The 26,520-nt window shown below is 60.3% G+C and carries 29 protein-coding genes; 13 read left to right on the plus strand and 16 right to left on the minus strand.

What is annotated here, in order from left to right:
* Positions 1-26: 26 nt before the first annotated feature.
* Both F7R06_RS24690 and F7R06_RS24695 read right to left on the minus strand, forming a co-directional pair.
* The gene (locus tag F7R06_RS24690) at positions 27-983 is read right to left on the minus strand and encodes a putative 2-dehydropantoate 2-reductase (RefSeq protein ID WP_090318059.1); all 957 of its coding nucleotides are present in this window, start codon (positions 981-983) and stop codon (positions 27-29) included.
* Positions 980-1,366, minus strand: a complete 387-nt coding sequence (locus F7R06_RS24695) for a thioredoxin family protein (RefSeq protein WP_090318056.1) — start codon at positions 1,364-1,366, stop codon at positions 980-982. The genes F7R06_RS24690 and F7R06_RS24695 overlap by 4 nt, the downstream gene beginning before the upstream one ends.
* Between F7R06_RS24695 and F7R06_RS24700 the strand changes: the two genes are divergently transcribed.
* Together F7R06_RS24700 and F7R06_RS24705 are read left to right on the plus strand one after the other, a co-directional pair.
* On the plus strand, positions 1,365-1,808 hold the full coding sequence (locus F7R06_RS24700) for a PilZ domain-containing protein (RefSeq protein WP_090318053.1): 444 nt from the start codon (positions 1,365-1,367) through the stop codon (positions 1,806-1,808). The two genes, F7R06_RS24695 and F7R06_RS24700, sit on opposite strands and share 2 nt — an antisense overlap.
* 128 nt (positions 1,809-1,936) lie before the next feature.
* Positions 1,937-3,013, plus strand: coding sequence for a 3-deoxy-7-phosphoheptulonate synthase (locus F7R06_RS24705; protein WP_090318048.1), 1,077 nt, complete (start codon positions 1,937-1,939; stop codon positions 3,011-3,013).
* A gap of 73 nt (positions 3,014-3,086) precedes the next feature.
* Here the strand turns inward: F7R06_RS24705 and F7R06_RS24710 are convergent, their stop codons facing one another.
* Positions 3,087-3,374 (minus strand): GNAT family N-acetyltransferase, encoded by a 288-nt coding sequence (locus tag F7R06_RS24710; protein ID WP_020800382.1) that lies wholly within the window; start codon positions 3,372-3,374, stop codon positions 3,087-3,089.
* A 642-nt stretch (positions 3,375-4,016) separates the two neighbouring features.
* On the opposite strand from F7R06_RS24710, the gene oprI reads away from it, so the two are divergent.
* A complete protein-coding gene (gene oprI, locus F7R06_RS24715; protein ID WP_003199355.1) occupies positions 4,017-4,268 on the plus strand; it encodes an outer membrane lipoprotei OprI in 252 nt (83 codons plus the stop codon).
* A 123-nt stretch (positions 4,269-4,391) separates the two neighbouring features.
* On the opposite strand, the gene F7R06_RS24720 is transcribed toward oprI, so the two are convergent.
* The 3 genes from F7R06_RS24720 to F7R06_RS24730 form a co-directional block, all read right to left on the minus strand.
* Complete coding sequence (locus F7R06_RS24720; protein WP_090318044.1) at positions 4,392-5,363, minus strand: L,D-transpeptidase family protein; 972 nt, start codon at positions 5,361-5,363, stop codon at positions 4,392-4,394.
* Positions 5,364-5,466: 103 nt separating this feature from the next.
* Positions 5,467-5,760, minus strand: coding sequence for a hypothetical protein (locus tag F7R06_RS24725; RefSeq protein WP_003226812.1), 294 nt, complete (start codon positions 5,758-5,760; stop codon positions 5,467-5,469).
* 56 nt (positions 5,761-5,816) lie between these two features.
* On the minus strand, positions 5,817-6,422 hold the full coding sequence (locus F7R06_RS24730; protein ID WP_090318041.1) for an arylesterase: 606 nt from the start codon (positions 6,420-6,422) through the stop codon (positions 5,817-5,819).
* Between the two features lie 10 nt (positions 6,423-6,432).
* Here F7R06_RS24730 and F7R06_RS24735 point away from each other — a divergent pair, with 10 nt between their 5' ends.
* Entirely contained in the window at positions 6,433-7,116 is a 684-nt protein-coding gene (locus F7R06_RS24735; protein WP_090318037.1) for an ABC transporter ATP-binding protein, read from the plus strand.
* Positions 7,116-9,620, plus strand: a complete 2,505-nt coding sequence (locus F7R06_RS24740) for an ABC transporter permease (protein WP_090318032.1) — start codon at positions 7,116-7,118, stop codon at positions 9,618-9,620. The genes F7R06_RS24735 and F7R06_RS24740 overlap by 1 nt, the downstream gene beginning before the upstream one ends.
* A gap of 36 nt (positions 9,621-9,656) precedes the next feature.
* Here F7R06_RS24740 and greB read toward each other — a convergent pair whose 3' ends face one another.
* Both greB and F7R06_RS24750 read right to left on the minus strand, forming a co-directional pair.
* Positions 9,657-10,148, minus strand: coding sequence for a transcription elongation factor GreB (greB, locus tag F7R06_RS24745; RefSeq protein WP_090318029.1), 492 nt, complete (start codon positions 10,146-10,148; stop codon positions 9,657-9,659).
* Positions 10,149-10,364: 216 nt separating this feature from the next.
* The gene (locus F7R06_RS24750) at positions 10,365-10,835 is read right to left on the minus strand and encodes an anti-virulence regulator CigR family protein (RefSeq protein ID WP_090318026.1); all 471 of its coding nucleotides are present in this window, start codon (positions 10,833-10,835) and stop codon (positions 10,365-10,367) included.
* 404 nt (positions 10,836-11,239) lie between these two features.
* Between F7R06_RS24750 and folE the strand changes: the two genes are divergently transcribed.
* The 3 genes from folE (at position 11,240) to F7R06_RS24765 (ending at position 13,780) form a co-directional block, all read left to right on the plus strand.
* Positions 11,240-11,800: a GTP cyclohydrolase I FolE gene (gene folE, locus F7R06_RS24755; RefSeq protein ID WP_090318386.1), complete on the plus strand. Its 561-nt coding sequence runs from the start codon at positions 11,240-11,242 to the stop codon at positions 11,798-11,800.
* A 111-nt stretch (positions 11,801-11,911) separates the two neighbouring features.
* Positions 11,912-12,217 carry a DUF6482 family protein gene (locus F7R06_RS24760; RefSeq protein WP_090318024.1) on the plus strand — a complete coding sequence of 102 codons (306 nt, stop codon included), beginning with the start codon at positions 11,912-11,914 and terminating at the stop codon, positions 12,215-12,217.
* Positions 12,218-12,241: 24 nt separating this feature from the next.
* Positions 12,242-13,780, plus strand: a complete 1,539-nt coding sequence (locus F7R06_RS24765; protein WP_090318022.1) for a cryptochrome/photolyase family protein — start codon at positions 12,242-12,244, stop codon at positions 13,778-13,780.
* An 11-nt stretch (positions 13,781-13,791) separates the two neighbouring features.
* On the opposite strand, the gene F7R06_RS24770 is transcribed toward F7R06_RS24765, so the two are convergent.
* The 3 genes from F7R06_RS24770 to F7R06_RS24780 form a co-directional block, all read right to left on the minus strand.
* A complete protein-coding gene (locus F7R06_RS24770) occupies positions 13,792-14,100 on the minus strand; it encodes a hypothetical protein (RefSeq protein WP_090318019.1) in 309 nt (102 codons plus the stop codon).
* A 250-nt stretch (positions 14,101-14,350) separates the two neighbouring features.
* Entirely contained in the window at positions 14,351-14,785 is a 435-nt protein-coding gene (locus tag F7R06_RS24775) for a DoxX family protein (protein WP_090318016.1), read from the minus strand.
* Between the two features lie 103 nt (positions 14,786-14,888).
* Positions 14,889-16,310, minus strand: coding sequence for an MltF family protein (locus tag F7R06_RS24780; protein ID WP_090318012.1), 1,422 nt, complete (start codon positions 16,308-16,310; stop codon positions 14,889-14,891).
* Positions 16,311-16,341: 31 nt separating this feature from the next.
* On the opposite strand from F7R06_RS24780, the gene F7R06_RS30805 reads away from it, so the two are divergent.
* The 4 genes from F7R06_RS30805 (at position 16,342) to F7R06_RS24795 (ending at position 19,621) form a co-directional block, all read left to right on the plus strand.
* Positions 16,342-16,479 (plus strand): hypothetical protein, encoded by a 138-nt coding sequence (locus tag F7R06_RS30805; protein WP_159437782.1) that lies wholly within the window; start codon positions 16,342-16,344, stop codon positions 16,477-16,479.
* A 63-nt stretch (positions 16,480-16,542) separates the two neighbouring features.
* Positions 16,543-17,352, plus strand: coding sequence for a TatD family hydrolase (locus F7R06_RS24785; RefSeq protein ID WP_090318009.1), 810 nt, complete (start codon positions 16,543-16,545; stop codon positions 17,350-17,352).
* Between the two features lie 205 nt (positions 17,353-17,557).
* Positions 17,558-19,039: a methyl-accepting chemotaxis protein gene (locus F7R06_RS24790; protein WP_090318006.1), complete on the plus strand. Its 1,482-nt coding sequence runs from the start codon at positions 17,558-17,560 to the stop codon at positions 19,037-19,039.
* Positions 19,040-19,255: 216 nt separating this feature from the next.
* A complete protein-coding gene (locus F7R06_RS24795) occupies positions 19,256-19,621 on the plus strand; it encodes a terminase (protein ID WP_090318003.1) in 366 nt (121 codons plus the stop codon).
* Here the strand turns inward: F7R06_RS24795 and F7R06_RS24800 are convergent, their stop codons facing one another.
* From F7R06_RS24800 to F7R06_RS24810, 3 genes are all read right to left on the minus strand, one after another.
* The gene (locus tag F7R06_RS24800) at positions 19,622-20,419 is read right to left on the minus strand and encodes an acyl-CoA thioesterase (RefSeq protein ID WP_090317999.1); all 798 of its coding nucleotides are present in this window, start codon (positions 20,417-20,419) and stop codon (positions 19,622-19,624) included.
* A 164-nt stretch (positions 20,420-20,583) separates the two neighbouring features.
* Complete coding sequence (locus F7R06_RS24805) at positions 20,584-21,351, minus strand: CHAD domain-containing protein (protein WP_090317996.1); 768 nt, start codon at positions 21,349-21,351, stop codon at positions 20,584-20,586.
* A 49-nt stretch (positions 21,352-21,400) separates the two neighbouring features.
* On the minus strand, positions 21,401-21,679 hold the full coding sequence (locus tag F7R06_RS24810; protein WP_007991739.1) for a hypothetical protein: 279 nt from the start codon (positions 21,677-21,679) through the stop codon (positions 21,401-21,403).
* 220 nt (positions 21,680-21,899) lie between these two features.
* Between F7R06_RS24810 and F7R06_RS24815 the strand changes: the two genes are divergently transcribed.
* Positions 21,900-22,940 (plus strand): patatin-like phospholipase family protein, encoded by a 1,041-nt coding sequence (locus F7R06_RS24815; protein ID WP_090317993.1) that lies wholly within the window; start codon positions 21,900-21,902, stop codon positions 22,938-22,940.
* A 124-nt stretch (positions 22,941-23,064) separates the two neighbouring features.
* On the opposite strand, the gene F7R06_RS24820 is transcribed toward F7R06_RS24815, so the two are convergent.
* Complete coding sequence (locus F7R06_RS24820) at positions 23,065-23,778, minus strand: response regulator (RefSeq protein ID WP_090318383.1); 714 nt, start codon at positions 23,776-23,778, stop codon at positions 23,065-23,067.
* 49 nt (positions 23,779-23,827) lie between these two features.
* Positions 23,828-26,479 carry a sensor histidine kinase gene (locus F7R06_RS24825; protein WP_090317990.1) on the minus strand — a complete coding sequence of 884 codons (2,652 nt, stop codon included), beginning with the start codon at positions 26,477-26,479 and terminating at the stop codon, positions 23,828-23,830.
* Positions 26,480-26,520: the final 41 nt, after the last annotated feature.

Raw genomic sequence — 26,520 nt, forward strand, 5'->3', positions numbered from 1 at the left:
GCCCTTCCCCCCCTTGGTTGATCGACTCAGGTGTTACGTCGATCGATAAAACTCAAACTGCGATACAAGGCCTCGATGCGTGGCATTTCACATCCCGCCGCTTTGGCGGCTGCCAGTGGACGGGCATAAATGGCGGCCAGTTCCAGCGGGCGCTTGTGCAGGAAGTCGTGATACATGCTTGGCCAGTAATCGGGCATTTTTTCGGTGACCATGAACAGATGCTCGGCATAGCCCGCCGGCACATCATGCCCGCAAGCGATGGCCCCTTGAACCACTTCGGCCATCAGCGCCTTGATCAGCTCGCGGCTGTCGGGATCGGCCATCAACGGAGTAGTGCTCGCCCCGAGTAAAACCGACAGACCGTTATAGGGAATATTCCAGACCAGTTTTTGCCAGCGCGCCTGGTGCAGGTTCGCCATCGCCTGGGAATCGATACCGGCGGCACGAAACAGTCCTACGCCTTCCTCGACAATCGCCGCACGCGCCGCCTCATTGGCTGCGGGGCCGCTGTGGTAGCCGACATGTACCGCGCCGAGCGCCTGATGGGTAATGACACCCGGACCTTCGCGATGCACACAGATGTAACAAAGCCCGCCGAGCACGTGCAGCGAATCGGGGAGTAACTCACGCAGGCTGTCTTCGACGTCCAGGCCGTTTTGCAGCAGCAATACCTTGGCGTTGGGCGCGGCAGCCTGAAGTATGGCGGGCGCCAGGTCCACATTGCTGGTGGTTTTCGCGCCGACCAGCAGCCAGTCGCACGGCGGCATGTCTTCAGCCGACGAGTAGGCCTGGACCGGGTTCAAGGTCATGGCCCCGTAGGGCGCACTGTCGACGTGCAGCCCGCGTTCGGCCACCGCGGAAAACTCGCTACGCAACAGGAAATGCACATCAAAACCGGCACGTGCCAGCATCACACCGTAAAAACCGCCAATTGCACCGGTTCCGATAACACCGATTGTCGGTTTGGCAACTGCCCCCATCATGGCAACTCCTCTGCTGTTCGACTCAGCGCCTTGCGTACCGCCCGATTGAGTTCGGTGGCGGTCAGGCGCGAGTTCAATGCCCCGAAAAACTCGCCGTCGCGTACGACAAACAGCGCCGGCAAATGAAAGACCTGATAACGCGCGACCACTCCACCGTTATTGCCGGCATCGATCCAGCACAGCTGATCGACGGCCAGATCCAGAGACGGCAATTGTTCACGGGCAAAACGGCAACTGGAGCAGCCTACGCTGGTGAATATCACCAGCGAAACGCCGCTCATCGTCAGCAGCCTTTGGTCGGCGTCGAAATCAGTCAGTTCCAATTCGACCACTATACTGGGGGAAACAATGTCAGATGGCCGACACATGGAGTCCGTGTTCATGGGACGTTTTATTCCTCATCCTGACGAAGTGCCCGTTGAATTGACGTTGCTGACACCTGAGTGTATTTCACGGCAACAGCTGCACACTACCAGCCTCGGGGGCATGGCTTGCAACTATCACCGCGCCTGGCGACACGGCACGGCACTGGAAGTGCGCATGCCGACCGTGAACCCCGACCTGCGATTTCTGGGCTACGTCGCGTGGTGCTTGCGACGCAAACACGGCTATCTGGTGGGCATTGCCTTCGTCGACGAGCAGACGCTGTTCAGCGCGCGGATGGGCGAGCAGGTGTGCCAGATCGAGCGCTTCTGCCGCCAGCATGACGCGCACAATGACCTGCAGGAAGTTCAGGCGCTGGCCCTCGAATGGGTTCAGGAACACGCCGACGAGTTTTCCCATGACACGGTGAGCCGGGCATTTGCACAGTCAATGCTGGATTAAAGCCATTGCTGCCCATTGTCGAGCCACGGTGTAACGCGCTAAGGTTCCGCTCCCCGACGCGCTTAATTTGCTGTGCTCCGCCGCGCGGGTTCGCTGGCGGCCGGCACCCGTGACCTGACGAGTAAACGATGGCTGATTTACCGATCAACGACTTAAACGTCGCCTCCAACGAGACGCTGATCACTCCCGACCAGCTCAAGCGTGACATTCCACTGAGCGACGCTGCCCTGCGCACCGTCACCAAGGGCCGCGAAGTCATTCGCAATATTCTTGATGGCACGGACCACCGCCTGTTCGTGGTCATCGGGCCGTGCTCGATCCACGACATCAAGGCCGCCCACGAATACGCCGAGCGCCTGAAGGTGCTGGCTGCCGAAGTGTCCGATACCCTGTATCTGGTCATGCGTGTGTATTTCGAGAAGCCACGCACCACCGTCGGCTGGAAAGGCTTGATCAACGATCCGTACCTGGACGATTCGTTCAAGATCCAGGACGGTCTGCACATCGGTCGTCAATTGCTGCTGGACCTGGCCGAAATGGGCCTGCCAACCGCCACCGAAGCACTCGATCCGATTTCCCCGCAATACCTGCAGGACCTGATCAGTTGGTCGGCGATTGGCGCGCGCACCACAGAATCCCAGACTCACCGCGAAATGGCTTCCGGCCTGTCCTCGGCCGTCGGCTTCAAGAACGGCACCGATGGCGGCCTGACCGTGGCCATCAACGCCCTGCAGTCGGTTTCCAGCCCGCACCGCTTCCTGGGCATCAACCAGGAAGGTGGCGTGTCGATCGTGACCACCAAGGGCAATGCCTACGGTCACGTGGTGCTGCGCGGTGGCAACGGCAAGCCGAACTACGACTCGGTCAGCGTCGCCCTCTGCGAGCAGGCGCTGAACAAGGCGAAGATCAAGCCGAACATCATGGTCGATTGCAGCCACGCCAACTCCAACAAGGACCCGGCCCTGCAACCGCTGGTGATGGAAAACGTCGCCAACCAGATCCTCGAAGGCAACAAGTCGATTATCGGCCTGATGGTTGAAAGTCACTTGAACTGGGGCTGCCAGGCGATCCCGAAAGACCTCGCCGACCTGCAATACGGCGTGTCGATCACCGACGCCTGCATCGACTGGTCTGCCACCGAAAACACCTTGCGCAGCATGCACGCCAAGCTCAAGGACGTGCTGCCTAAACGCGATCGCACCTGATCGCGCCATTGGCTGCAGACAAAAAAACGCCGGGCTGAGCCCGGCGTTTTTTTATGCGTTCGTTTTATCAAGCTTACTGGCTCAGCTTGGCGGCATGCCGCTGGTGACGCTCCATGTAGCGCTCGACATAGGAGCACGATGGAATGACCGTGTAGCCCATTTCCTCGGCGTACTGCAGCGCCTGCTCGGTCAGCGCCGCCGCAATGCCGCGACCTCGCAATGCATTGGGCACAAAAGTGCGATAGATATCCAGGGTCTGTTTCCCCAGATCCATATAGGTCAGGTAGGCACGATGACCGTCCACATTGGTCTCGAACTGATGACCAGCCTGGTCATGGTGGATGGACAACGCCTCGCTCATCACTACTCCTCGCGGGTCTTGGATTCCGACCCCTACCTTACCGATGTTTTTCCGGCGAAGAAACATCTACGCCACCCCGTGCCTGAATGGACACCGAGAAGAGCTACACCGATCTCGCCCAACCGAGCACGTACAAATAGTAGGCACCATTGGCAAAAATGCTCAAGGTACGCTCGTCATCACGCAGGTTGGCGGGTGCCGCTCCGGGTTACGCAGGGCTGGCTCGACCGAAGATCTCCCCCCGGGTCGATAGCCTGAACATTGCCGGATGTTGAGACTTGAGACGAACGCCCTTTGTTAAAGTCACCTGAACATGGAGAAAGATATGAGAGGCGCCGCACAAGATCCGAACGAAAGTGTAGACGAATCCATCTAGACACACTTTAGCCAAGACCGGGGAGAAGTGCCTTCCAGAGCGGGGAACTTTTCCTTGTTGGCTCGCTCAGGCTCGGGCCTTGTAGCTGGATATTTTTTAAACAATGCAGTTAAAAGTTGCTCGAAAAAGAATCAACGCCTACAATTTTTTTGGCTTCTTGCTTTACGTCAGTTTACTTACGACAAGTAATGGGTAGTATGTACGCCGGCTAATTCCTCACTCTGAGGAGATAGCTAATTAATGGAAAGTCCTTGAAGGGGAACACGATGAACAACGTTCTGAAATTCTCTGCTCTGGCTCTGGCCGCAGTTCTGGCTACCGGTTGCAGCAGCGCATCGAAAGAAACCGAAGCACGTCTGACTGCTACTGAAGACGCAGCAGCTCGCTCCCAGGCTCGTGCAGACGAAGCTTACCGTAAAGCTGATGAAGCTCTGGCTGCTGCTCAAAAAGCACAACAGACTGCTGACGAAGCTAACGAGCGTGCTCTGCGCATGCTGGACAAAGCTAGCCGCAAGTAATAATCCTTCGGGATTGTTATCAAGCCGACCCATTTTTGGGTCGGCTTTTTTATTGCCCGGCGTTTGTCGCAGGCAATAAAAAACCCGCCGACGCGGCCTGCGTCGGCGGGTTCTTTTCAAGGCTTATTGCATCGGGTCAAGCGGTGCACTCGTGACCATCGGCGCGGAATTGCTCGGCACGGCGATTTCCACCGGCAGGCCGTCTTCTGCAGCAACAACGTCACGCACCACGTCCCAGTTCATGCGCAGGTTGTTGGTGATGTCTTCACGCTTGAGCATCGCGTTGATCACCGCAGTGTGCTTGTCGACCACCGAAGGGTTGCCGCTGTCATCGAGCGGGGTGTGAGCTTCGAGATACACCTTGCCGCCACTCACGCCGAACTTGTACGGATCGTTGATGATACGAACCGAGGTACCCACCGGCACCATGCCGGCCATCTCCAGCACGTTGTTGTTGAACATGCGGAAGCAACCGTGGCTGGTGCGCATGCCGATGCCGAATTTCTTGTTCGAGCCGTGAATCAGGTAGCCAGGCGTGCCCAGGCTGAACTTGAACGGCCCCAGCGGGTTATCCGGTCCAGCCGGCACCACGTTCGGCAACGGGTCACCGTCGGCGGCGTGCTCAGCCTTGATCGACGCTGGAGGGGTCCAGGTCGGATTAGGCGTTTTCGCAGTGATGGTGGTGTGGGCGATTGGCGAGCCCCAACCCTCACGCCCGATCCCCAGCGGGAAGGTGTACACCACGTTCTTGCCTTTCGGGTAGTAGTAGAGGCGGTACTCGGCGAGGTTGATCACGATGCCTTCACGCGGACCCGGCGGCAGGATGAAGCGAGTCGGCAGGATGATTTCAGTGCCGGCGCCCGGCAGCCAGGCATCGACGCCCGGGTTGGCCGCGACCATTTCCGTGTAGCCCAGATCATAGGCCGTGCCGAGGTCGGCAAAAGTGTCTTCGTATTTGGCCTTGATCACCTGCACCTGACCGATGATGTCCTCACCGGGTGGTGGCAGGGGGAACTCCAACGCTGCGGCTGGGCCGGCCACAAACAGGGCGGCAAGGGTAAGGCAGCGGGTGACGGCAGGAAAGCGCGGCAACATCCGGAAAATCCTTCGCATGATCAACAGAGGGTATAAGGACGCGATTGTACACCGCCGTCCGTTATTTCGGGGAGCTGGCCGATAGCTTGCTATCGTTGACGATTTACAGCTCGAACCGCAGCTCTGGCCAGATCGGCGAGGTGCCGCGTTTTTGCGACTCGAGAATCGCCCGACACAACGAACACAGGCGCTGGTCCTGGAACACCCGGCGATCGACACTCGACCAGCGCGGCTGCGCCGGCAGCAGGCTGCCACACAAGGTACGGTCCGCCGAGCCGCCCAGCTCCAGCTGACGGGTCACCAGATGCACCCGCACTTCCTGGCAGGCGAACAGATCCAGCTGCTCGTCAGGCTCGATCAGTTGATAGGCAAAAAGTGACCAGGCGGGACGCGGCATCGGGGGCTCCAAATCGGGGGCGCCACCTTAGCCGAAAGCCCGCGCCTAGAAAAGAGTCATAACAGCGGTTTTAAGGTAGGCCAGACATTCTCCAGCAACTTGTCCTGGGCCCCGGCTGCCGGGTGTATGCCGTCGGCCTGCATCAAGTCCGGATGACCGCCCACGCCGTCGAGGAAAAACGGCACCAGCGGGATGTTTTTCTCGTTGGCCAGATTGCTGTAGACCTCGGCGAAGGCGTCGGTGTAACGCTTGCCATAATTGGGCGGCAGCTGCATGCCGAGCAACAGTACCTTGGCACCGCTGGCACGGGAGCTGTCGATCATCGAGGCAAGATTTTGTTGCAATTGAGTTGGCGGCATTCCGCGCAGGCCGTCGTTACCCCCAAGTTCGAGGATCACCAACTCCGGCTTATGCTCTGCAAGCAGCGCCGGCAGGCGCGCCTGGCCGCCAGCACTGGTATCACCACTGATGGACGCATTGAACACCTTCTCGTCGAAACCTTCGCGCTTGAGCCGTTGTTCAAGCAGAGACACCCACCCCACCCGGGTATCCAGGCCGAAACCGGCGCTGATACTATCGCCAACGATCAGGACAGTACCCGCCGCTGCGTTCTGGGCCATGCACAGCAAGGCCAGGCCAGCACTCAAAAACCACACACGCATCGGATTCTCCATGGGCGCAAGCATTCTCACCGCGAAGAACCTCAGCAAAGTGGTCCCCAGCGCGGAAGGTGAACTGACTATCCTGCACGAACTCAGCCTGCAATTGAACAAGGGCGACAGCCTGGCCATCGTCGGCGCCTCCGGTTCGGGCAAATCCACCCTCCTCGGCCTGCTCGCCGGCCTCGACCTGCCCAGCAGTGGTGAAGTCACCCTCGCCGGACAAAGCCTGAGCAACCTCGACGAAGACCAGCGCGCCCGCATTCGCGCCGAGCATGTGGGGTTTGTCTTCCAGTCATTTCAGTTGCTCGACAGCCTCAATGCCCTGGAAAACGTCATGTTGCCGCTGGAACTCGACGGCCGCATAGATGCTCGTGAACGGGCTACCGAATTGCTCAAGCGCGTGGGCCTCGGACAGCGCCTCACCCATTCGCCACGCCAGCTCTCCGGCGGTGAACAGCAGCGCGTGGCGATAGCCAGGGCGTTTGCCGCCGAGCCCGACGTGCTGTTTGCCGATGAGCCCACCGGCAACCTCGACAGCCATACCGGCGAGCGCATCAGCGACTTGCTGTTCGAACTCAACAAGGAACGCGGCACGACCCTGGTGCTTGTGACCCACGACGAACGCCTGGCACACCGTTGCCGGCGCCTGATCCGCCTCGAAGCCGGCCTGCTGGTCGCCCCCCTGGAGCCTTGATGGCACGCTTGCCGTTTGTGCGCCTGTTCAGCCTCGCCATCCGCCAACTCATGCGCGACGCCCGCGCCGGTGAGTTGCGCGTGTTGTTTTTCGCCTTGGTGGTGGCCGTGGCGGCGAGTACGGCCATCGGTTATTTCGGCGCCCGCCTGAACGGCGCCATGATGCTGCGCGCCACCGAGTTTCTCGGCGCCGACCTGTTGCTCGAGGGCAGCTCACCGACGCGCCCGGAGCAGATAAGAAGCGGCACCGATCTGGGCCTCGAACATGCGCAAGTGGTGGAGTTTTCCAGCGTCATCGCCACCGACAATGGCATTCAACTGTCGAGTATCAAGGCCGCCGATAATGCCTACCCATTGCGCGGCGAACTGAAAAGCGCCCCTGCCCCATTCGCCCCGGAAACACATGGTGGCGGGCCGAAACCCGGCGAAGCCTGGGTCGAAGCCCGATTGCTGACCGCGCTGAACCTGAAGATCGGCGACAGCATCGATGTCGGCATGAAAACCCTGACCCTGGCGCGGGTGCTGACCTACGAACCCGACCGTGCCGGCAATTTCTACAGCCTGACACCGCGGGTTCTGATCAATCTCGACGACCTCGCGGCAACCGGCGTGGTGCAACCCGGCAGTCGAGTCAGTTATCGCGAGCTCTGGCGTGGCAATGCCCGGGCGCTGGAAACCTATCGCCAACTGATCAAGCCTGGTCTGGCGGCCAACCAGCGCATCCAGGATGCCCGCGATGGCAACCGGCAGATTGGCGGTGCGCTCGGCAAGGCCGAACGTTACCTGAACATGGCCAGTCTGGTGGCGGTCTTGCTCGCCGGGGTCGCGGTGGCATTGTCGGCGACGCGCTTCGCCACCCGCCGCTTCGATGCCAGCGCGCTGTTGCGCTGCCTGGGCCTGTCCCGGCGCGAAACCCTGGTGCTGTTCAGTCTGCAACTGACCGTGCTCGGACTGCTCGCCAGCATCAGCGGCGCGGCCATTGGCTGGCTGGCGCAACTCGGTCTGTTTGCCTTGCTGCACGACTTGTTGCCGAGCGACGTGCCACCGGGCGGCCTGTTCCCGGCCTTCGCCGGAATCGGTACCGGGCTGGTGGCATTGGCCGGGTTTGCCTTGCCGCCATTGGCGGCATTGGGCCGGGTGCCGCCCTTGCGGGTGTTGCGCCGCGACATGCTGCCCATTCCGTCCAGTACCTGGATGGTTTATGGCGCCGCGTTGGCTGCGTTGGGTCTGATCATGTGGCGCCTGAGCCTGGATCTGCTGCTGACGTTCGCCCTGTTGGGCGGCGGCATGATTGCGGCGCTGGTATTGGGTGGGTTGCTGCTACTGCTGTTGAAAAGCCTGCGGCGCATGCTCGCCCGTGCGTCCCTGCCGTGGCGCCTCGGTCTTGGCCAATTGCTGCGTCATCCGCTGGCTGCCGCAGGTCAGTCCCTGGCGTTCGGTTTGATCCTGCTGTCAATGGCGTTGATCGCTCTACTGCGCGGCGAGTTGCTGGACACCTGGCAAAACCAGTTACCCAAAAACGCACCGAATTACTTCGCACTGAACATCCTGCCCGCGGATAAACAAGCCTTTACTGATCGCCTGATCTCACTGTCGGCGCAATCGGCCCCCCTCTACCCGGTAGTGCCAGGACGGCTGATCAGCATCAACGGTGAACCGGTGCAGCAAATCGTCAGCAAGGATTCAGCTGGTGATCGGGCGATCCAGCGTGACCTGAGCCTGACCTGGGCGGCGGACCTGCCGGCGGGCAACAAACTCACGGCGGGCCACTGGTGGCAAGAACAAATTCCGGACGAAGTGCCTGGCGTATCGGTTGAAGGCAAGGTCGCTGAAAGCCTGAAACTCAAGCTCGGTGACCACATGGTATTCAGTGTCGGCGGGGTCAACCGCGAGGCGAAAGTCACCAGCCTGCGGGAAATCAACTGGGACAACTTCCAGCCGAATTTCTTCATGATCTTCCAGCCCGGCACCCTGAAGGATCTGCCGGCGACTTATCTGACCAGCTTCTACCTGTCCGCGGGCCATGATCAGCAGATCGTCGACCTGTCCCGCAGTTTTCCGGCAGTGACGATCCTGCAAGTCGAAGCCTTGCTTGAGCAACTGCGCAGCATCCTCGCCCAGGTCACCCTGGCGGTGGAATACGTGCTGCTGTTCGTGTTGGCGGCCGGGATGGCGGTATTGTTTTCCGGCCTGCAGGCGACCCTGGATGAACGCATTCGTCAGGGCGCACTGCTGCGAGCACTGGGGGCGGAACGCCAGTTGCTGGTCAAGGCGCGGCGGATCGAATTTGGTTTGCTGGGCGCCGTCAGCGGATTACTGGCAGCGCTGGGGTCGGAGGTCGTGAGCCTGGTGCTTTACCGTTTCGCCTTTGACCTGCCCTGGCATCCACATCCGTGGCTGTTGCTGCTGCCGCTGATCGGGGCCGTACTGATCGGCGGTGCCGGGGTGTTCGGCACGCGCCGCGCCCTGAACGCCAGCCCCCTGACAGTCCTGCGCGAGGGTTGATACATTCAACCCTGCACCGGTCCCTGAAGATTGCAGTTATTCGAGGGGCTCATCCTGTTTGCGGTATGAAATCTCATTGATCCACCACAACACTTCTCCGGTGGGGGTCTGCACAACGGCCTCGTCCCCCACCTCTTTCTTCAGAAGCGCACGCGCCATCGGCGAATCTATCGAGATGTAATCGTTGCGACCGTAGATCTCGTCATACCCCACGACCCTGAATTTCTTGATGTCCCCTGCTTCGTTTTCGATCTCGACCCAAGCCCCGAAAAACACCTTTCCTTCCTGTTCGGGTGAATACTCGACAACCCGGACATCCTCGAGCCGTTTGCGAAGGTATCGGACGCGCCGATCGATTTCCCGAAGCAGCTTTTTGTTGTACTGATAATCCGCGTTTTCACTGCGATCGCCCAGCGATGCCGCCCAGGTGACCTTGCGCGTGGTGTCGGGGCGTTTTTCTCGCCAAAGGAAATCAAGCTCCTGCTTCAAAGCCTCATGACCTTCCTTCGTGATGATGTTGGTGCTCAAGACGGGCCTCTCACTAACAATTATCCGGGCACGAATGTGCAGCGCCCTGTCCACGGGTTCACAGCGAAGACGCCGGTATCCCGGCGCGTTCGTATCATAACTTCAGCCAGCTGCGTTCAGGTAAACCGCATCCAGAGTGGGAATGGGCAGGATCAAGGCTGCAAAAGTTGAAAACCGTCAGGAGAGAACAAGGACTGATTGCCCGCCACTCAATCGTTAATCAAACGCACCGTTGAGGACTTCATAGATGATCCCGGTTGCCAGCGCGACCAGTATCAAGTCGGTGCCCGCTTGCTGCCATTCATAACCGTCATAATGAGGCAGCCTGCCAATCAATCGACTGTCCAGCTTCTTCGCAATCCCCGGCGGTAGCGGCTTGCCCCGCGCGAGGTTTTTCTGGATGCCGGGGGGCAATGCAGGGCCGGGGCTCCAGTAATCCCGGTATCCGCCCACGATCCCGAGAACGCTTCCATGATTGATACTGGGGCCATCCTCCCAGTCGTCCCCCCCGGCATTTTTGCCTTTGCTGCCCTGCCCACCCTGATTGCCATGGCCCTGGCTGTTTTGCGGATTTCCCTTGCCATTTCCCTGGCCCTTTCCATTACCAGGGTCAGCCCATGCAGTTGCCGACCCGGAGACCAGCGCAAGACAAGCTACAGCAACAACCAATGTGCGAGATGTGAGCATGAGTCGTTCCTTTGGCATGGCTGAATATGTCCATGAACCTTAGACGCTCTTGGCGATGCGGGTTCCGTATCACTTATCCAGCCCGCCCTGGGAGCCAATGATACGAACAAGCGTGGCGACCATTGTCAGTCGGTTTTTTTCCGCCTATCTTATACAAAACCTATACAACAATCGCGATCATGTACAATAAACACAGTACCACTCCACACAGTACGTTGACGGTGAATGCCCGCTCGGCGCTCGGGAAATCAGGTTCCTGAACGCGGCGCCAGTCATCCCTTCATGACAGATTCGCCGATAAGCGCTGGGTGACGGGTGTGGGGGCATCAAACCTTGAGTGACCAGCACTCCCCTGCCGCCAGGGGAGTCCCTTTCCTGAAGGCCGTATGGCTGAGAAAAACAACGTGAACCCATCATTAGCCGAGCATTACCGTGAAATTCTCGTCGGCGTCGGCGAGAACCCAGAGCGCGAAGGACTGCTGGACACGCCCAAGCGCGCGGCCAAAGCGATGCAATACCTGTGCAACGGCTACACGATGAGCCTGGAGGACGTGAGCAACGGCGCCCTGTTCGAATCGCAGAACGATGAGATGGTCATCGTGCGCGACATCGAGCTGTATTCATTGTGCGAGCATCACATGCTGCCCTTCATCGGCAAGGCCCATGTGGCCTACCTCCCTACCGGGCGAGTGCTGGGCCTGTCGAAAGTGGCGCGAGTGGTCGACATGTTCGCCCGTCGCTTGCAGATACAGGAAAACCTGACCAGACAAATTGCCGACGCCATCCAGCACATCACCGATGCCGCCGGGGTGGCCGTGGTTATCGAAGCGAAGCACATGTGCATGATGATGCGCGGCGTAGAGAAGCAAAACTCGGTGATGACCTCGTCGGTCATGCTCGGCGCCTTTCGTGAGTCGTCCACAACGCGCCAGGAGTTCCTGCAACTGATCGGGCGCCGCCCTTAACTTCCGGACGGGAAAACGGTTATCCCCGATTGACTGCTTGGCGCCTGCCGATAGCGGCAATCTCTCTGCTTATGACAGCGAACGCCTACTCTGGTAGGCAAGGAGTGCACCTTGAATCTGCAAGCGTTGACCGAGCGGGCCTCGAAGGGCGAAATCCGCGAACTTGAGCTGCTGTCACTGGAGGGCGGTTTTTATCTGGCACGTGTCAGGCTGGATCACGGTCAGTTCACGCTGCTGGACGATGCCGCGAAACCGATGCACCTGCGCTCCGTCAGTCACCTGCGTGAATTGCTGCAACTTGTCCCGCCCTTTCCCTGCGTGCTGGTGCAGCAGTGTGTTCATGATGAGATGTGCGGCGTGCGCGAAGGCCCCATCGAGTCGATGCGCATGCCTTTTTCGCTGGCTGCGCCTTGGTGAGCCTGTGAACTCGGCCACTGCCCGATGAAAAAGACCCGTCGGTTGTGCCTGGTCCTGGGCGACCAGTTATCGTTTGATCTGGCCTCATTGAAGGGGCTGGATAGCGAGCTCGATGTGGTGTTGCTGGTAGAGGTGATGGAGGAAGCCAGCCACGTCCCCCATCACCCGCAAAAAATCACGCTTATCTTCAGCGCCATGCGCCATTTTGCCGAGGCGTTGCGGCAACGTGGCAGCCGTGTGCAATACATCGCCCTGGATGATCCGCACAACACCGGCTCGGTGCCTGGGGAGCTACAGCGCTGGCAGTCGCTGTTGCAGCCGGAGGAATTGCACCTGACTGAGTGCGGCGACTGGCGCCTGGAGCAGTCGATCAAGGATCTCGGCTTACCGGTCCAGTGGCATGCCGATTCGCGTTTTCTCTGTTCCCGTGTGGAGTTCTCGGCTTGGGCGAAAGGCAAAAAGCAGCTGCGAATGGAGTTTTTCTACCGCGAGATGCGGCGCAAGAGTGGCCTGCTGATCAATGGCGACGGCACTCCGGTGGGCGGCGCCTGGAACTTTGATGCAGAAAACCGCAAGGCCTTGCCCAAAGGCGTAAAACCTCCGTACCCGGCACGCTTTTGCGCGGACTCGATCACCCGAGAAGTAATAGCGCTGGTGAGCAAACACTTCAGCCACCACTACGGCTCCCTGGACACCTTCGACTATCCCGTGACCCACGCCGAGGCACAGGCGCTGTGGGACTATTTCCTGGACTATGGCCTGGCCGCCTTTGGCGATTATCAGGATGCCATGGCCAGCGACGAACCCTTTCTGTTCCATGCCCGTATCAGCGCGGCGCTCAATATCGGTCTGCTGGACCTGCGTCAGCTGTGCAGTGATGTGGAAGCCGCCTATTGGTCAGGCAGTATTGCGCTGAATGCGGCCGAAGGATTTATTCGGCAACTGATCGGCTGGCGTGAGTACGTGCGTGGCGTCTACTGGCTGAAAATGCCGGACTATGCCAGCGGCAATCTCTTCGGTAACAGCAGGCCGTTGCCGGAGTTCTACTGGACCGGCGACACGCAAATGAACTGCATGCATCAGGCGATTGGCCATAGCCTGGTACATGCCTACGCCCATCACATCCAGAGACTGATGGTGACCGGCAACTTTGCACTGCTCGTCGGCGTGGCCCCGAGCCAGATTTGCGACTGGTACCTGGCGATCTACATGGACGCCTTCGACTGGGTAGAACTCCCCAATACACTGGGCATGGTCATGCACGCCGATGGCGGTTATCTGGGCTCGAAACCGTACTGCGCCAGCGGGCAGTACATCAAACGCATGTCTGACTATTGCCGTGACTGCGCGTACAAGGTGAGCGAAAGCACAAGCGAGGACGCCTGCCCCTTCAACTCGCTCTATTGGCATTTTCTGATGCGCCATCGCGACCTGCTGCGGGGTAATCAACGCATGGCCATGGTTTACAGAAACCTCGACCGCATGCCAGACGCCAAGCAGCAGGCACTCTGGCAACGTGGCCAGGATCTGCTGGCCAAACTGGACGCCGGAGAAGCGTTTTAGCACTCTGAATTTCAGCGACGGGTGATAAGCCCTTGGCGGGCCACACGGGTCAGTTGCCTGATCACTTCGACCGCCTCTGCGGCGCTGGGCGATTGAATGACCGCCAGATCGAAACTGTCGCTGGCAAACCGGGCCAGGGACTCTCCGTCCTCGACAAACTGGATCAAGAACGCTGCCGGTCCACCGGAACGACGTGGCCAGCCATCGAGATAACGCAAGAGCGTCGGCTGATGTTTACCGCCAAGCAGGATTTTTGGATTGCGCTGGGTGAGATGTGCCGTAATCGGCGCGGGACGTACAACGGGGCTGAGTGCATTCATCGTGTCGTGTCTCTGCCTCAAAAGTCTGCATGGCAGGTGAGAGGCAACACCGAACCAGCGCTTTAGCGGTATTTCGAAGCCTCTTTTCAAAGCTTCTGACGGCCACTCGATGAGTCACCTGGCGCCCCGCAAGTAGCTGTTTAAATCGGCGCATGACGAGCATCCTATTGAAGCTGACCGGACAGTGTCAAGAATGACGCGCAACAAAAAGGCCCGCGCGATGCGGGCCTGATGGGTTGAGTCAGAGCGGTCAGCCGGCGATGGCGCGGTCGGCCGACAGCTTGCCCGCACCTTCGATCAATACGGCGATGCTGCCACCCAGCAGCGCCAGGGCGAACTCATAACCGTTGTTGGCCATGAACAAGCCGTTGTGGATGTGCACCGAGAAGATTGCCACCAGCGACAGAAAGGTCAGGCCCAGTGCCGCCGGACGCACCAGCAACCCGATGATCAAGGCCAGGCCGGCAAAAAACTCAGTGCCGCCCGCCAGTGTCGCCATCAGATAGCCCGGCGCCAGGCCGATGCTTTCCATGTACTGCGCGGTGCCGGCCAGGCCATAACCGCCAAACGCGCCAAAGAGTTTTTGCGAGCCGTGGGCAGCGAAGATGATGCCGACAAAAATTCGCAGAACGGTCAGGCCATAGCCGGCGCGGGTAAACAGAACCTTGTTAATCAGTGTGCTCATGCTGCGTCATCCTTAGAGAGTATGGGTTGGTTGGCCGCTATATTAATCAGTAAATATCATGTTAAAAGCGCAAAAAACCCGCCATAACAATCAGTTTATTCGATCATTTTCGTAGGGCAACCTTCTGCCCCTGGGGCTCCAACGACTCCCGCTCCCGATCGAACGCCAAGTAATACTTGTTCACACTATTAACATAGCTGACAGGTCCCATCCCCACCTGCTCCATGGCGATGCGCTCCACCTGGAAAAACCACTGATTCGGATTCAACCCTCGACGCCGTGCTTCGGCGCGCATCCCCTGCACCCGCTCCGGACCGATGTTGTACGCCGCCAGCACAAACGCCATGCGCTCACGCTCGTTGAGTTTCGGGCTGGAGAAGAACTTGCGGCGAATCATCGCCAGGTACTTGGCCCCGGCCTGCACATTGGCATCCAGATTCTGAATATTGTTGACGCCTACACGCTGAGCCGCGGACGAGGTGATCTGCATCAGGCCGGTCGGACCGTCGCCACCACCGGCCGCGGGTTGCAGGGCGGACTCCTTGAACGCCAGCGCGGCCAGGTTCAGCCAGTCCATGCCTTGGGCATCCGCATGTTTCTGCAGCACCGGGCGCAGCTTTTCCAGGCGCTGGCGGTCTTCCTTGGCCAAGGGATAGTGCACTTGATACAGACGCCGATAAATCCGCAGGAAATCGGCATCCTGATCCGACGGTTTCTTATAAGTGGTCAGGAAGCGATCGATGCTGGCCCGCAGCATCGACGCGTCGCGGCGCACGAACCAGAACTCCTCGCCCGGATCGCTGATTTGCACCTGCCGATCGAAACGCAATTTGGGCAGGATCTTGCCCCAACGCTCTGCGATCGGTTGTTCGACGATGGTCAGGTGAAAAATCTCGCCCTGGACCATCTCCAGTACGTCCTCGACCGCCAGTGTCGGATCGACCCACTCGATCTTCACGGGCGGCAGTTTATGCAGGGCGAGTTTCTGATTGATCTGGCTGACGGCGTCCCCGGCAGCGCTGCCGGTGGGCAAGGCCAGGGTTTTACCCGAGAGTTGTTCGAGGCGGGTGTACCGGCGCTCGCCTTTTATGCCGACCAACACCAGCGGGATGTTGCTGGCGATCGGTTCACTGGTGCTGACGGCGTAACCCGCCTGCAGGTCAAGCAACTCGCCCGGCGCGACCAGATCCCCCTCCCCGCGCTGCAGCGCGCCGAGCAATTGATCCTTGGCTTTGGGAATGATCTTGAGGGTGATTTCCTGACCATCACGGGCGTAGCCATTGAGGTATTGCTCGAAGGCCCGCAAGCGATGGTATTCGACGCCAATGGGCTGTCCCTGGACTTCCCCGGAGCTGTTGCGGCTTTGATTGACCAGCACACGCAGTACGCGACTGCTGCGAATGTCCGTCAGATCACGCACCTTGGTCGCCGGCACGGCTTGCAGCGGCCCGGGCAGACGCGCAACCGCCGGCATCGGCAGCAGCAGCGAACAACACAGCAGTAGCAAAACCGAGGGACGAATCATCCACTCTCCGGAAAGAATTCAGGTTGATCACATGAGTGATTTCATGAAATCAAACGAAAAAACAGAGCGCCTGGAGCGCTGGCAAAGTGCGAAAGACTGGCACAGTGATGGCACATCAACCACCCTGTCCTGGCTCGTGGCATCAAAAGACAGCTTTAACTCGTTGTAGTTCTTGGCTTTTCTTATAAATCTACACTGATATGCTTTCCGGCCTTTGGTCCGAGGTAGCACCATGCAACTCATCGATATCGGCGTCAACCTGACCAACCCCAGTTTTGCCGACAAACACCAGGCTGTACTCGACCGCGCCTACGCGGCCGGGGTTTGCCAATTGGTGCTCACCGGCACCAGCGTCGAGGGCAGCGAACAGGCGCTGGAGTTATGCCAGCAACTGGACGAAAGCGCTCAGCGGCTGTTCGCCACGGCCGGTATTCACCCGCACTCGGCCAGCGATTGGAACGCCGACAGTGCCCGGCGTTTGCGCAGTTTGCTCCAGGAACGGAATGTGGTCGCCGTGGGCGAATGCGGGCTGGATTTCAACCGCGATTTCTCGCCGCGCCCGCAGCAGGAAAAAGTCCTTGAGGAGCATCTGGCGCTGGCGGTCGAATTGCAGTTGCCCGTTTTTCTTCACGAGCGGGACGCCAGCCAGCGTCTGCTCGACATCCTGCGTGACTTCCGCGATCACCTGCCCGCCGCCGTGGTGCATTGCTTCACCGGCGAACGGAAGGCGCTGTTCAGTTACCTCGACCTGGACTTGCACATCGGTATTACCGGCTGGATCTGTGACGAACGCCGGGGCACCCATTTGCATCCGTTGGTCAAGGAGATCAAGCGCGGGCGCCTGATGCTCGAAAGCGATGCACCGTACCTGTTGCCACGCAGCCTTCGGCCCAAGCCGAAGAATGGCCGCAATGAACCGGCCTACCTGACCGAAGTGCTGCGCGAAGTGGCGTTGCATCGCGGGGAGAGCCAGGAAGATCTGGCCGCTCACACCACAGCCTGCGCGCGGGTGTTTTTTGGCCTGCCTTCGATTCCCGAGTAATCATCAAACCCTGTTGGAGCGGGCTAGCCCGCGATGACGGAGTGTCAGTCAACATTATCGGCGCCTGATTCACCGCCATCGCAAGCTAGCTCGCCCCACAGGTTGAAGCGGTGGCTCATTGACGCATGTCAACATTCGGCAACCTGCATAGCGGCACAATACTGGCACCTTGCCAATGCTGTTTCCGCTATCAGAGAAAACCTCCATGGGTGCCTGGCTTAGCAATATCTCGCTGAAGTACAAATTCTGGGCGGTGAATGCCGTCGCCTTCGTCACCACCCTGCTGCTGGTGCTATACGCTGTGCAGCTGGAACAGCAAGCCCGCAGTCATGCCGCCCAGGCATCGGTCCTGGCCCAGGCGCGATTACTCGGCGCCTGGCCTGCGGGACAGCCGTTGCCAAAAGCTGACAATGTACTGATCTCCGATCGCGGACATGCCCCGCTCCTCAACGGGCAGCCTGTGCTGGAACTGACCGATGCCAAGGGCTGGGTCGAGATCGACTCCATGCCGTTGTTCGGTGACAACCTGCTCATTGGCGCCGAGGCATTCACCCGCGCTGATGGTCAGCAAGTCGCAGTGATCGCCCATGGTCCGAGCCTCAGCCAAGTATTCAGCGAGCGTTTTGCCAACTACGCCGTGGCCGTGTTCATCCTGATGCTGGCGATGCTTGGGGCTTCGCAATTGCTGATCCGCTTCCTGCTCAGCCAGCTCAACACCTTGAAGGATGTGATGCTCCACGTCGAAAAAACCGGCGACCTCTCGGCCCGCGTCCCCCTGGCGTGCAGCGACGAAGTCGGGCAGATGGCCAACGCCTTCAACGCCATGCAGGCGGGTTATCAACGGGTGGTCAACACGGTTGCCAGCACCGCCCGGCAACTGGACGACGGTGCCGCGCGACTGGCGCTGAGCATGAACGAGGTGCGCCACGGCATGCTCGGCCAGCAAAGCGAAACTGATCAGGCTGCCACGGCCATCAACGAAATGACCGCCACCGTCTATCACATTGCCCAGCACGCCGGTGCCACCCGCGATCTCTCGCAATCGGCCGATACCCTGGCCGGCAGTGGGCAGGAAGTGGTCATGCGCGTGCAACGGTCGATCGCCGGCTTATCCACCGGGGTGCAGCAGACGGCCGAAATGATTCAGCGCCTGGCCGAAGACAGCCAGAAGATCAACGGCGTGGTCAATGTGATCCACAGCATCGCCGAGCAAACCAACCTGTTGGCGTTGAACGCGGCGATTGAAGCGGCCCGGGCTGGTGAAATGGGGCGCGGGTTTGCCGTGGTCGCCGATGAAGTGCGCAACCTGGCCAAACGCGTGCAGGCCTCTACCGACGAAATCACCGTGATGGTGTCCGCGCTGCAGGCCGGAACCCGGGATGCCGTGGACTTCATGCAAGAGAGCTCGTTCAAGGCCGACGACTGCGTGCAACAGGCCCAGGAAGCGGGGGCGGCGCTGGCGCAAATCACCGGCGCAGTGGCGCAGATGCGCGAAAGCAATACACAGATCGCCGTGGCGGCCGAGCAGCAGAGCCAGGTGGCGGAGGAGATGAATCGGGCGGTGGTGAGCATTCGCGATGTCACCGAGAACACGGTGCGCCAGACCGTCAACTCGGCAACGACCAGCAATGACCTGGCGGCATTGGCCGGGGAGTTGAGCAAGGCCATCGGGCAACTCAAGCTGTGAGGGAGTCATCGCGAGCAGGCTCGCTCCCACAAAGGGATAGTCCTTGGCCACATATTGTGGTCTGACAAAACTCCCTTGCTCGCGATGGTGCCGGCCCGGTCAGGATCAATATTGACCATGACCTCTATCACCTCAATAGCCAAGCTTGATTCGCCGCTCACAGCGGCCAGACCTATCCTTTAATCATGTGTTCAACATGGATCGAGGATTAGCATCATGGGTAAACGTCACCCCAACCTTCCCGCGTGGCAATGGCGCGCCTACCCGAACAATCATCAGCATCCGACCAATCTGGTATTGCACCTGATTGCCGTGCCGCTGTTCATCCTGGGGTTCCTGTTGATTGTTACCGGGGTGTTCGGCTTGAGTTTCGTGAACATCGCCATCGGCGTGATCGGCCTGTTGGCCGCGCTGGCCTTGCAACGTCACGGTCACAGCCTGGAGGCACAAGCGTCCGAGCCGTTCAGTGATCGCAAGGATGCCATCTCGCGCCTGCTGGTCGAGCAGTTCCTGACCTTCCCGCGTTTTTTCTTCAGTGGCGGCTGGTGGCGCGCCTGGCGTGAGCGCCACCGCCGTCATTGATCAGGCGAACACCGTCACGGTCTGGCGGCTCATGGCAATCAACCGGCCTTGCGCATCCCACAGCTTCGCGGCGGCATGGCCGTAGCCGTCGGCGGCATGTTCGGTTTCGACGAGGTATTTGCACCAGTCCAGGGTGCTCAGCTCAAGCAACGGCTGCACGAATTCGATGGTCCAGGTCAGAGTGCTGCCCATCGCCGGCTTCTTCAGAAACGGCATCAGCGCCGGTGGCCAGGCGTCGACCAGTGTCAGGATGTGCGATTCCGTAACCGGCTCTTCCTTCACATCGCCCCGCAAACGCACCCAGCCGCCCATCTGACGCGATGTGTTGCCGGTGAACGGCAGCCCGCCGACACTCCAGCGCATCGCCAGGTGCCGCATGAATTCCGGGGTTACACCCTTGATGTAGGGCAGTTCCTGGCAGTCATCCCAGTGTTTCATTTCCGGGGCCGGTTGCGCCGTCACCGCCACTTCCGAAGGGCGCGAGGCGCCGAAACTGCCCTGGATCAACGTCACCACCTGCCCTTTCTGTATCGCCCGGCCCAGCACCTGGCTGACGGCTTTGCCTTCGCGCAACACATCGACTTCGAAACTGACCGGCACTTCCGGCTCGACCGGTCCCACAAAGGTGATCGCCAGCGAACGCACCGGCCGATCCGCCGGCACCCTGGCGCGCATGGCTTCGTATTGCAAGGCAGCCACCAGGCCACCGAAACTGGCTCGGCCCTGAGCCCATCCGGCCGGAATGGACAGCTCCAGCGGCTGGCGACGGACAGCATCGAGCAGATCGGAAAAACGCATGCAAACCTCAAGGCAGGAAAAGGATGAAGGAATCTTAACCAGCCGGCGCGGCGGGCACAGTGATGATTACGGCCAAATTAAATGACAGATAAGCCGAACAGGATTGATGTGGTGCATGGATGCCAGTGAGGGGCAACCTCCCCCCCATCAAGTCCTGAGTGTATTCAGGGTGTGAAGCAGGCCTTGCTGAGCTTATCCAGGACACGATCAGCACGCTGCTCAGCCTTGACCATGGTGGTTTTCCAGACCGCGACACAGGGCTGCAAATCCGCCTCCTGCTCTGCCCTGGCCAGCCATTGCCAGCAGTCATGCCAATCACCCAGGGCACTTTGCGCGGACTTCAAGCGAGGTAAAGCCTTGGCTGGCAGTCGATCCAGTTCGGGATAGGCTTCGATGCCATAACGCACGCGCTTGATCAGCAGACGCAAACGATGACGGTCATGGGCAGGGTCGTGCAGGGCCTCGTCGAGTTTCTTCCATTGCTTGGCCAGGCGCTTTTCGATGCGCCTGCGCAGGCCCTTGAGCAAACCCTGACGCTGGGCGGCCCGCAGGAACCGCGGAAAGGCATCGACGATCATCAGCAAATGCGCCAGTTCAGGACTGACCGCCACCGCAGGATAGGCTTCGACCATCTGCGCCATGCGCCGCTGCGCCGCCTCGGGTTGACCGTGCTGGAGCAGATACGCCGCCAGCACCTCGCGATCGCGCAAGGGCGTGGTCAATTGGCCAACCGCAGAGGCTGCCGCCTCCAGTTGTTCGACACCGGGCAAGCCACGCAATGGCCGCAACAGGCTGCGCAATCGACGCACGGTGGTGCGCAGTTCGTGCAGCGCTTCCGGGTCAGTGCGGGCACTCAAGCGCGCCTGGCAGGCCAGCAGATGGACATCCAGCCCTAAAACGTGAGCGACTAACCGGTCAACCAAGGTAGACATCGCTTGCTCCTTGAACGGGATTACCCCAATAGCAGCCTCACATCATGCCTCAACGCCCCGCCCGTGACTCACGAATATAGAAACGTGCCTTCTCGGCCTTGTGGGAGCAGCCTTCAAAACCCTCGAATTGCTGTTGGGTCTTGGCCGCGGTCAACAGCGACAATGCCTTGGAGTAACTGACTGTCCCGGCGAAACCTTCCGCTTTGGCCAGGTCCAGTTCATGCCATGCAGCGTCAAGGTTGCTACCGCAACTGTCACGGTAAGCGGTCTTACCGGCACAACCGGCAAGCGCCAGGGCAATCAATGGCACACAAATCCAGGCTTTCATCACTCACACCTCAAAGATAGGTAAACAATCATCCACATAGGACGGTCTGGCGCGGGAAAAGTGCCGTCCATCGCCAGAGCAACTATAGCGCTCGCGAGAATAACCACCCGCCGCCATGGAATGTCGAAAAAACGACGCATCCACCCCACCGAACGACCATAACGATTGAAGCACGCCCCACGATAGGTGCATTGTTGAACCATTAAAACGAGGGCGGTTCATGAAGAAGCGTGTCGCACTGGTATTGGGTTCAGGTGGAGCCCGCGGCTATGCCCATATTGGCGTTATCGAAGAAATTGAGCGGCGTGGCTACGACATCGCCTGCATTGCCGGTTGCTCCATGGGCGCGGTGGTCGGCGGGATCTATGCCGCCGGCAAACTCAATGAGTATCGTAACTGGATCGAAAGCCTGGATTACCTCGACGTTTTGCGCCTTGTCGACGTCAGTTTTCGCCTGGGAGCGATACGCGGGGAAAAAGTCTTCGGACAGATCCGCAAGATCGTTGGCGAAATCAATATCGAAGACCTGCGCATCCCCTATACGGCAGTGGCCACCGACCTGACCAACCAACAGGAAATCTGGTTCCAGGAAGGTTGCCTGCACCAGGCCATGCGGGCTTCGGCGGCGATTCCGAGCCTGTTTACGCCAGTGATGCAAGGCAATCGCATGCTGGTGGATGGCGGCATTCTCAACCCACTGCCGATCGTGCCGGTGGTATCGAGTCACTGCGACTTGATCATTGCCGTCAACCTCAACTCCACCAACCAGCGACACTATCAACTGCCGGTGATCCAGCGCCCGGCCGCGTTCAAGACCCGCTTCGACAGACTGATCAATTCCCTCGGTTCGAAGATGCCGTTCCGGCGCAAGCAGGCCGAGCAATTGTTGCTACTGGAAAAAGAAGCGTTGCTGGCAGAAGCAGCCGAAATCAACCCCTGGATCGAATCCGCCGAACCCGAGGCCCAGCAACCGGCTGCCGCGCCTGAACGCGACGGCGCGCCGAAATCCGCCACCGGTTCATTCATTATCGACAACGTCGGGCCGGCGTCCTTGCTGGACCTGATCAACCAGAGTTTCGAGGTGATGCAGACGTCGTTGGCGCAGTACAAGATTGCCGGGTACCCGCCGGACATCCTGATCAACGTGCCGAAGCGGGTGTGCCGGTTTTTCGAGTTCTACAAGGCGCCGGAGTTGATTGCACTGGGACGCGAGATTGCCCGGGACACGCTGGATCGTTATGAGAGCGAGCGCGAGTCCTGAGATTTCTCGAGTTGATGCAATGGCCTCATCGCTGGCAAGCCAGCTCCCACAAGTTCAGTGGCCTTCACAAATGTTGTGCTCAGCTCAGCCTGTGGGAGCCGGGCTTGCCCACAATGGGGCCCGATCAGCCAGCACCAGCCTGCAGACCACCCTCACTCAACAACCGGTACCCCACGCCCGCCTCGGTCACGATAAACCGCGGCTGGGTCGGATCGTCCGCCAGTTTCTGCCGCAGATGCCCGACCACGATCCGCAAATAGTGACTGTCCTCGGTGTGAGTCGGCCCCCAAATGTCCTTGAGCAACTGCTGCTGGGTGATGACCCGCCCCGGATGCCGGGCCAGTTGCGCCAGCACTGCGTATTCCTTGCGGGTCAACGCGACTTCGGCGCCATCGAGCAACACCCGGCGATAGGCCAGGTCCACAGTGAGCGGACCGAAGGTCAGTGCCGCTTGCTGAGCCTCGCCCACCGGCGCCTGGCGCAACAGCGCACGTATTCGGGCCAAAAACTCCTGAATGCCGAACGGCTTGGTCACGTAGTCGTTGGCGCCGCCATCCAGCGCTTCGACTTTCTGCCCTTCGCCAGCGCGCACCGAAAGCACCAGCACCGGCACCTTGGACCACTCGCGAAATTCGCGCAGCACTTGTTGGCCGTCCATGTCCGGCAGCCCAAGGTCGAGCACCAGCAGGTCCGGTTTGTTCAACGCAGCCTGGGCCAGGCCTTCGGTGCCGGTGCCGGCTTCCAGCACTTTGTAGCCTTGGGAAGCGAGGCTGATGCGCAGGAATTTGCGGATCTGCGGTTCGTCGTCGATGACCAAAATGGTCGTGGTCTGGCTCATGGTTTCCGGTCGCGGCATGGGGAGTTCCAAAGGGTATCAGGCTTCACTTTCAACGTTCACTTTCAAAGGCGGGCTGTTCCTGCAATGGCAAGTGCAAAGTGATGCAGGTGCCGTGTCCTTCGATGCCGTCGGCGACGCTGATACGACCGCCATGGGCGCCCACCATGCCCTGACAGATCGCCAGCCCCAGCCCGGTGCCTTGCCCGCCGCGATCACCCCGTGCCGCGGTGTAGAACATGTCGAAAATCTTCGCTCGCTCAGCCTCGGGAATGCCCGGCCCCTCATCACTTACCGAGAAAAACAGCTCTTGGTCAGCGACACCGGCGCGCAATTGCAGGCGGCCATGCATCGGCGAGAAACGCGCGGCGTTTTCCAGCATATTGATCAATGCCTGTTCGATCAGTGCGGCGTGGACATACAGCAGCGGCAACTGCGCCGGGACCTCGACACTGACCTGCAACGGCGCCAGCACCGCACGCAGGCGATTGAGCGAACTGCCGACGATGTCGGCCGGCGACACCCAGTCCCGCGCCAGCTTCAAGGCGCCGTGGCCGAGGCGCGTCATGTCCAGCAGGTTTTGAATATAGCGGTCCAAGCGTTCGGCTTCATCGCGGGTGCCTTCGAGCAATTCGCGGCGATCCTCCAGCGGGATCGCCTCACCGAGAGCCAACAAGCTGTCGATGCTGCCGCGCATGGAGGTCAGTGGTGTGCGCAAATCGTGGGACACCGAGGCCAGCAAGGCGCTGCGCAGTTGCTCGGTCTCGCCGTGCAGGCGTGCGGCTTCCAGATCATCGGCCAGTTGCGCGCGAGCCAGGGCCTGGGCCAACGGTTGACTCAACGCCGTCAACAAGCGCCGGCGCTGGCCGCTCAAGGTCTGGCCTTCCTTGGCGCAGACACCAAGCAGCGCCAGCGGACCATCCTCCACCGACAGCGGCCACCACCACCAGCGCCCGAACGGCAGCGTCCCGGTGCCGGCGCCGGCCGGTTGATCGTGTTGCCAGGCCCAATCGGCGGCGGCACGTTCGGCCTCGGTGAACTCCAGCGGCCCACCGGTTTCGACTTTCCAACCGCTTTGACCGTCCCGATTGAGCAGGCACAGTTGCAAGTCGCTCCAGCCATTGAGGTGCTGGGCGGCGGCGCTGATCACAGCCTGACGGTCCGTGGCGGCGGTGAGTTTGCGCGACAGGTCGAGCAGTTCGGTGGTTTCTTCCTGGGTATCGCGCAAGGCCTCCAATTGCCGGCGCTGGCGTGCCGCGAGGTTGCCGGTGAGGGCCGCCATCAGCAGGAAGAACAACAAGGTGAGCACGTCTTCTTCGCGCTGGATGCTGAAGGAAAAATTCGGCGGAATGAACAGGAAGTCATACGTCAGAAACGACAACGCGGCACAGGCCAGCGCCGGCCCGAGACTGCTGCGCACCGCCACCAGTAACACCGCGGCGAGGAACACCAGCGAGATGTTCGGCAACGGCAAAATACTGGCCACTCCCCAGGCCAGGGCGCTGGCCAGAATCGTCGCCACCACCGCCAGCGCATAATCGAACCAGACCAGCGAGTGCGCCGGTCGTTGGCGGGGCGGATATTGTTCTTCGTCACTGGCAAGGACGTTGATTTCCAACCCGTGCGCATCGCGCAACAAGCGTGAGGCCAGCCCTCCCCCGAACAACCGTCGACGCCATCGCGCCCGGGACTGGCCGACCAGTACCAGGCTGGCACGGCGCTCGGCAGCGTGCTGGATCAAGGTCTTCGCCACCTCGCCGGCGCGCAGGTGCACCACCTCGCCCCCCAGGCGTTCTGCCAGTTGCTGGGCGCTTTGCAAACGCAGGCGCGACTGCTCGTCTCGCACACTGCCGTTTTCCACATGCACCAGGCTCCAGGGCAAGTGCCGGCGCTGGGCGACACGGCTGGCGTGTCGCACCAGGCGCTCTGCCTGGGCATCGCCGTCGACCCCGACCAACAAGCGTCCCCTCACGGCCGGCGCGGCTTGACCCAGTTGGCGATACCCCTGGGCCAGATCGTTATCGACCTGGGCCGCTGCGGTTTGCATCGCCAGTTCGCGCAGGGCGGTGAGGTTGGTCTGGGTGAAAAATGCATCGATGGCGGCTCGCGCCTGCTCCGGTACGTAGACCTTGCCGTCGCGCAGACGCTCGAGCAGTTCCCGTGGCGGCAGGTCAATCAGCAGCAGTTCGTAGGCCTCTTGCAGCACCCAGTCCGGCAACGTCTCGCGAACCTGCACGCCGGTAATGCCACGGACCTGATCGTTGAGGCTTTCCAGGTGCTGGACGTTGACGGTGGTGAACACGTCGATGCCAGCGGCGAGCAATTCCTGAATGTCCTGCCAGCGTTTGGCGTGGCGACTGCCAGGGGCGTTGCTGTGGGCGAGTTCGTCCACCAGCACCAGTTTCGGTTTGGCCGCGAGCAGGCCGTCAAGGTCCATCTCTTCGAGCATCACGCCACGGTATTCCGAACGCACCAACGGTTGCTGTGGCAAGCCGCCGAGCAACGCTTCGGTTTCGGCGCGACCATGGGTTTCCACCACACCGGCAATGACCTTCACTCCCTGGCGCAGTTGCGTGTGTGCTGCTTGCAGCATGGCGTAGGTCTTGCCGACACCGGGTGCCGCGCCGAGGAAAACCTTGAGTCGGCCTCGGCCGTCCCGGGGCAGGTCTGCTAACAACGCGTCGGCGCGGCCGGAGTCGCTCATGCTTGAAGCTCTCTTTCATTTTGAGGTTGATGGGGCGATTG

The organism is Pseudomonas moorei (genome assembly GCF_008801475.1).
Lineage (GTDB): Bacteria > Pseudomonadota > Gammaproteobacteria > Pseudomonadales > Pseudomonadaceae > Aquipseudomonas > Aquipseudomonas moorei.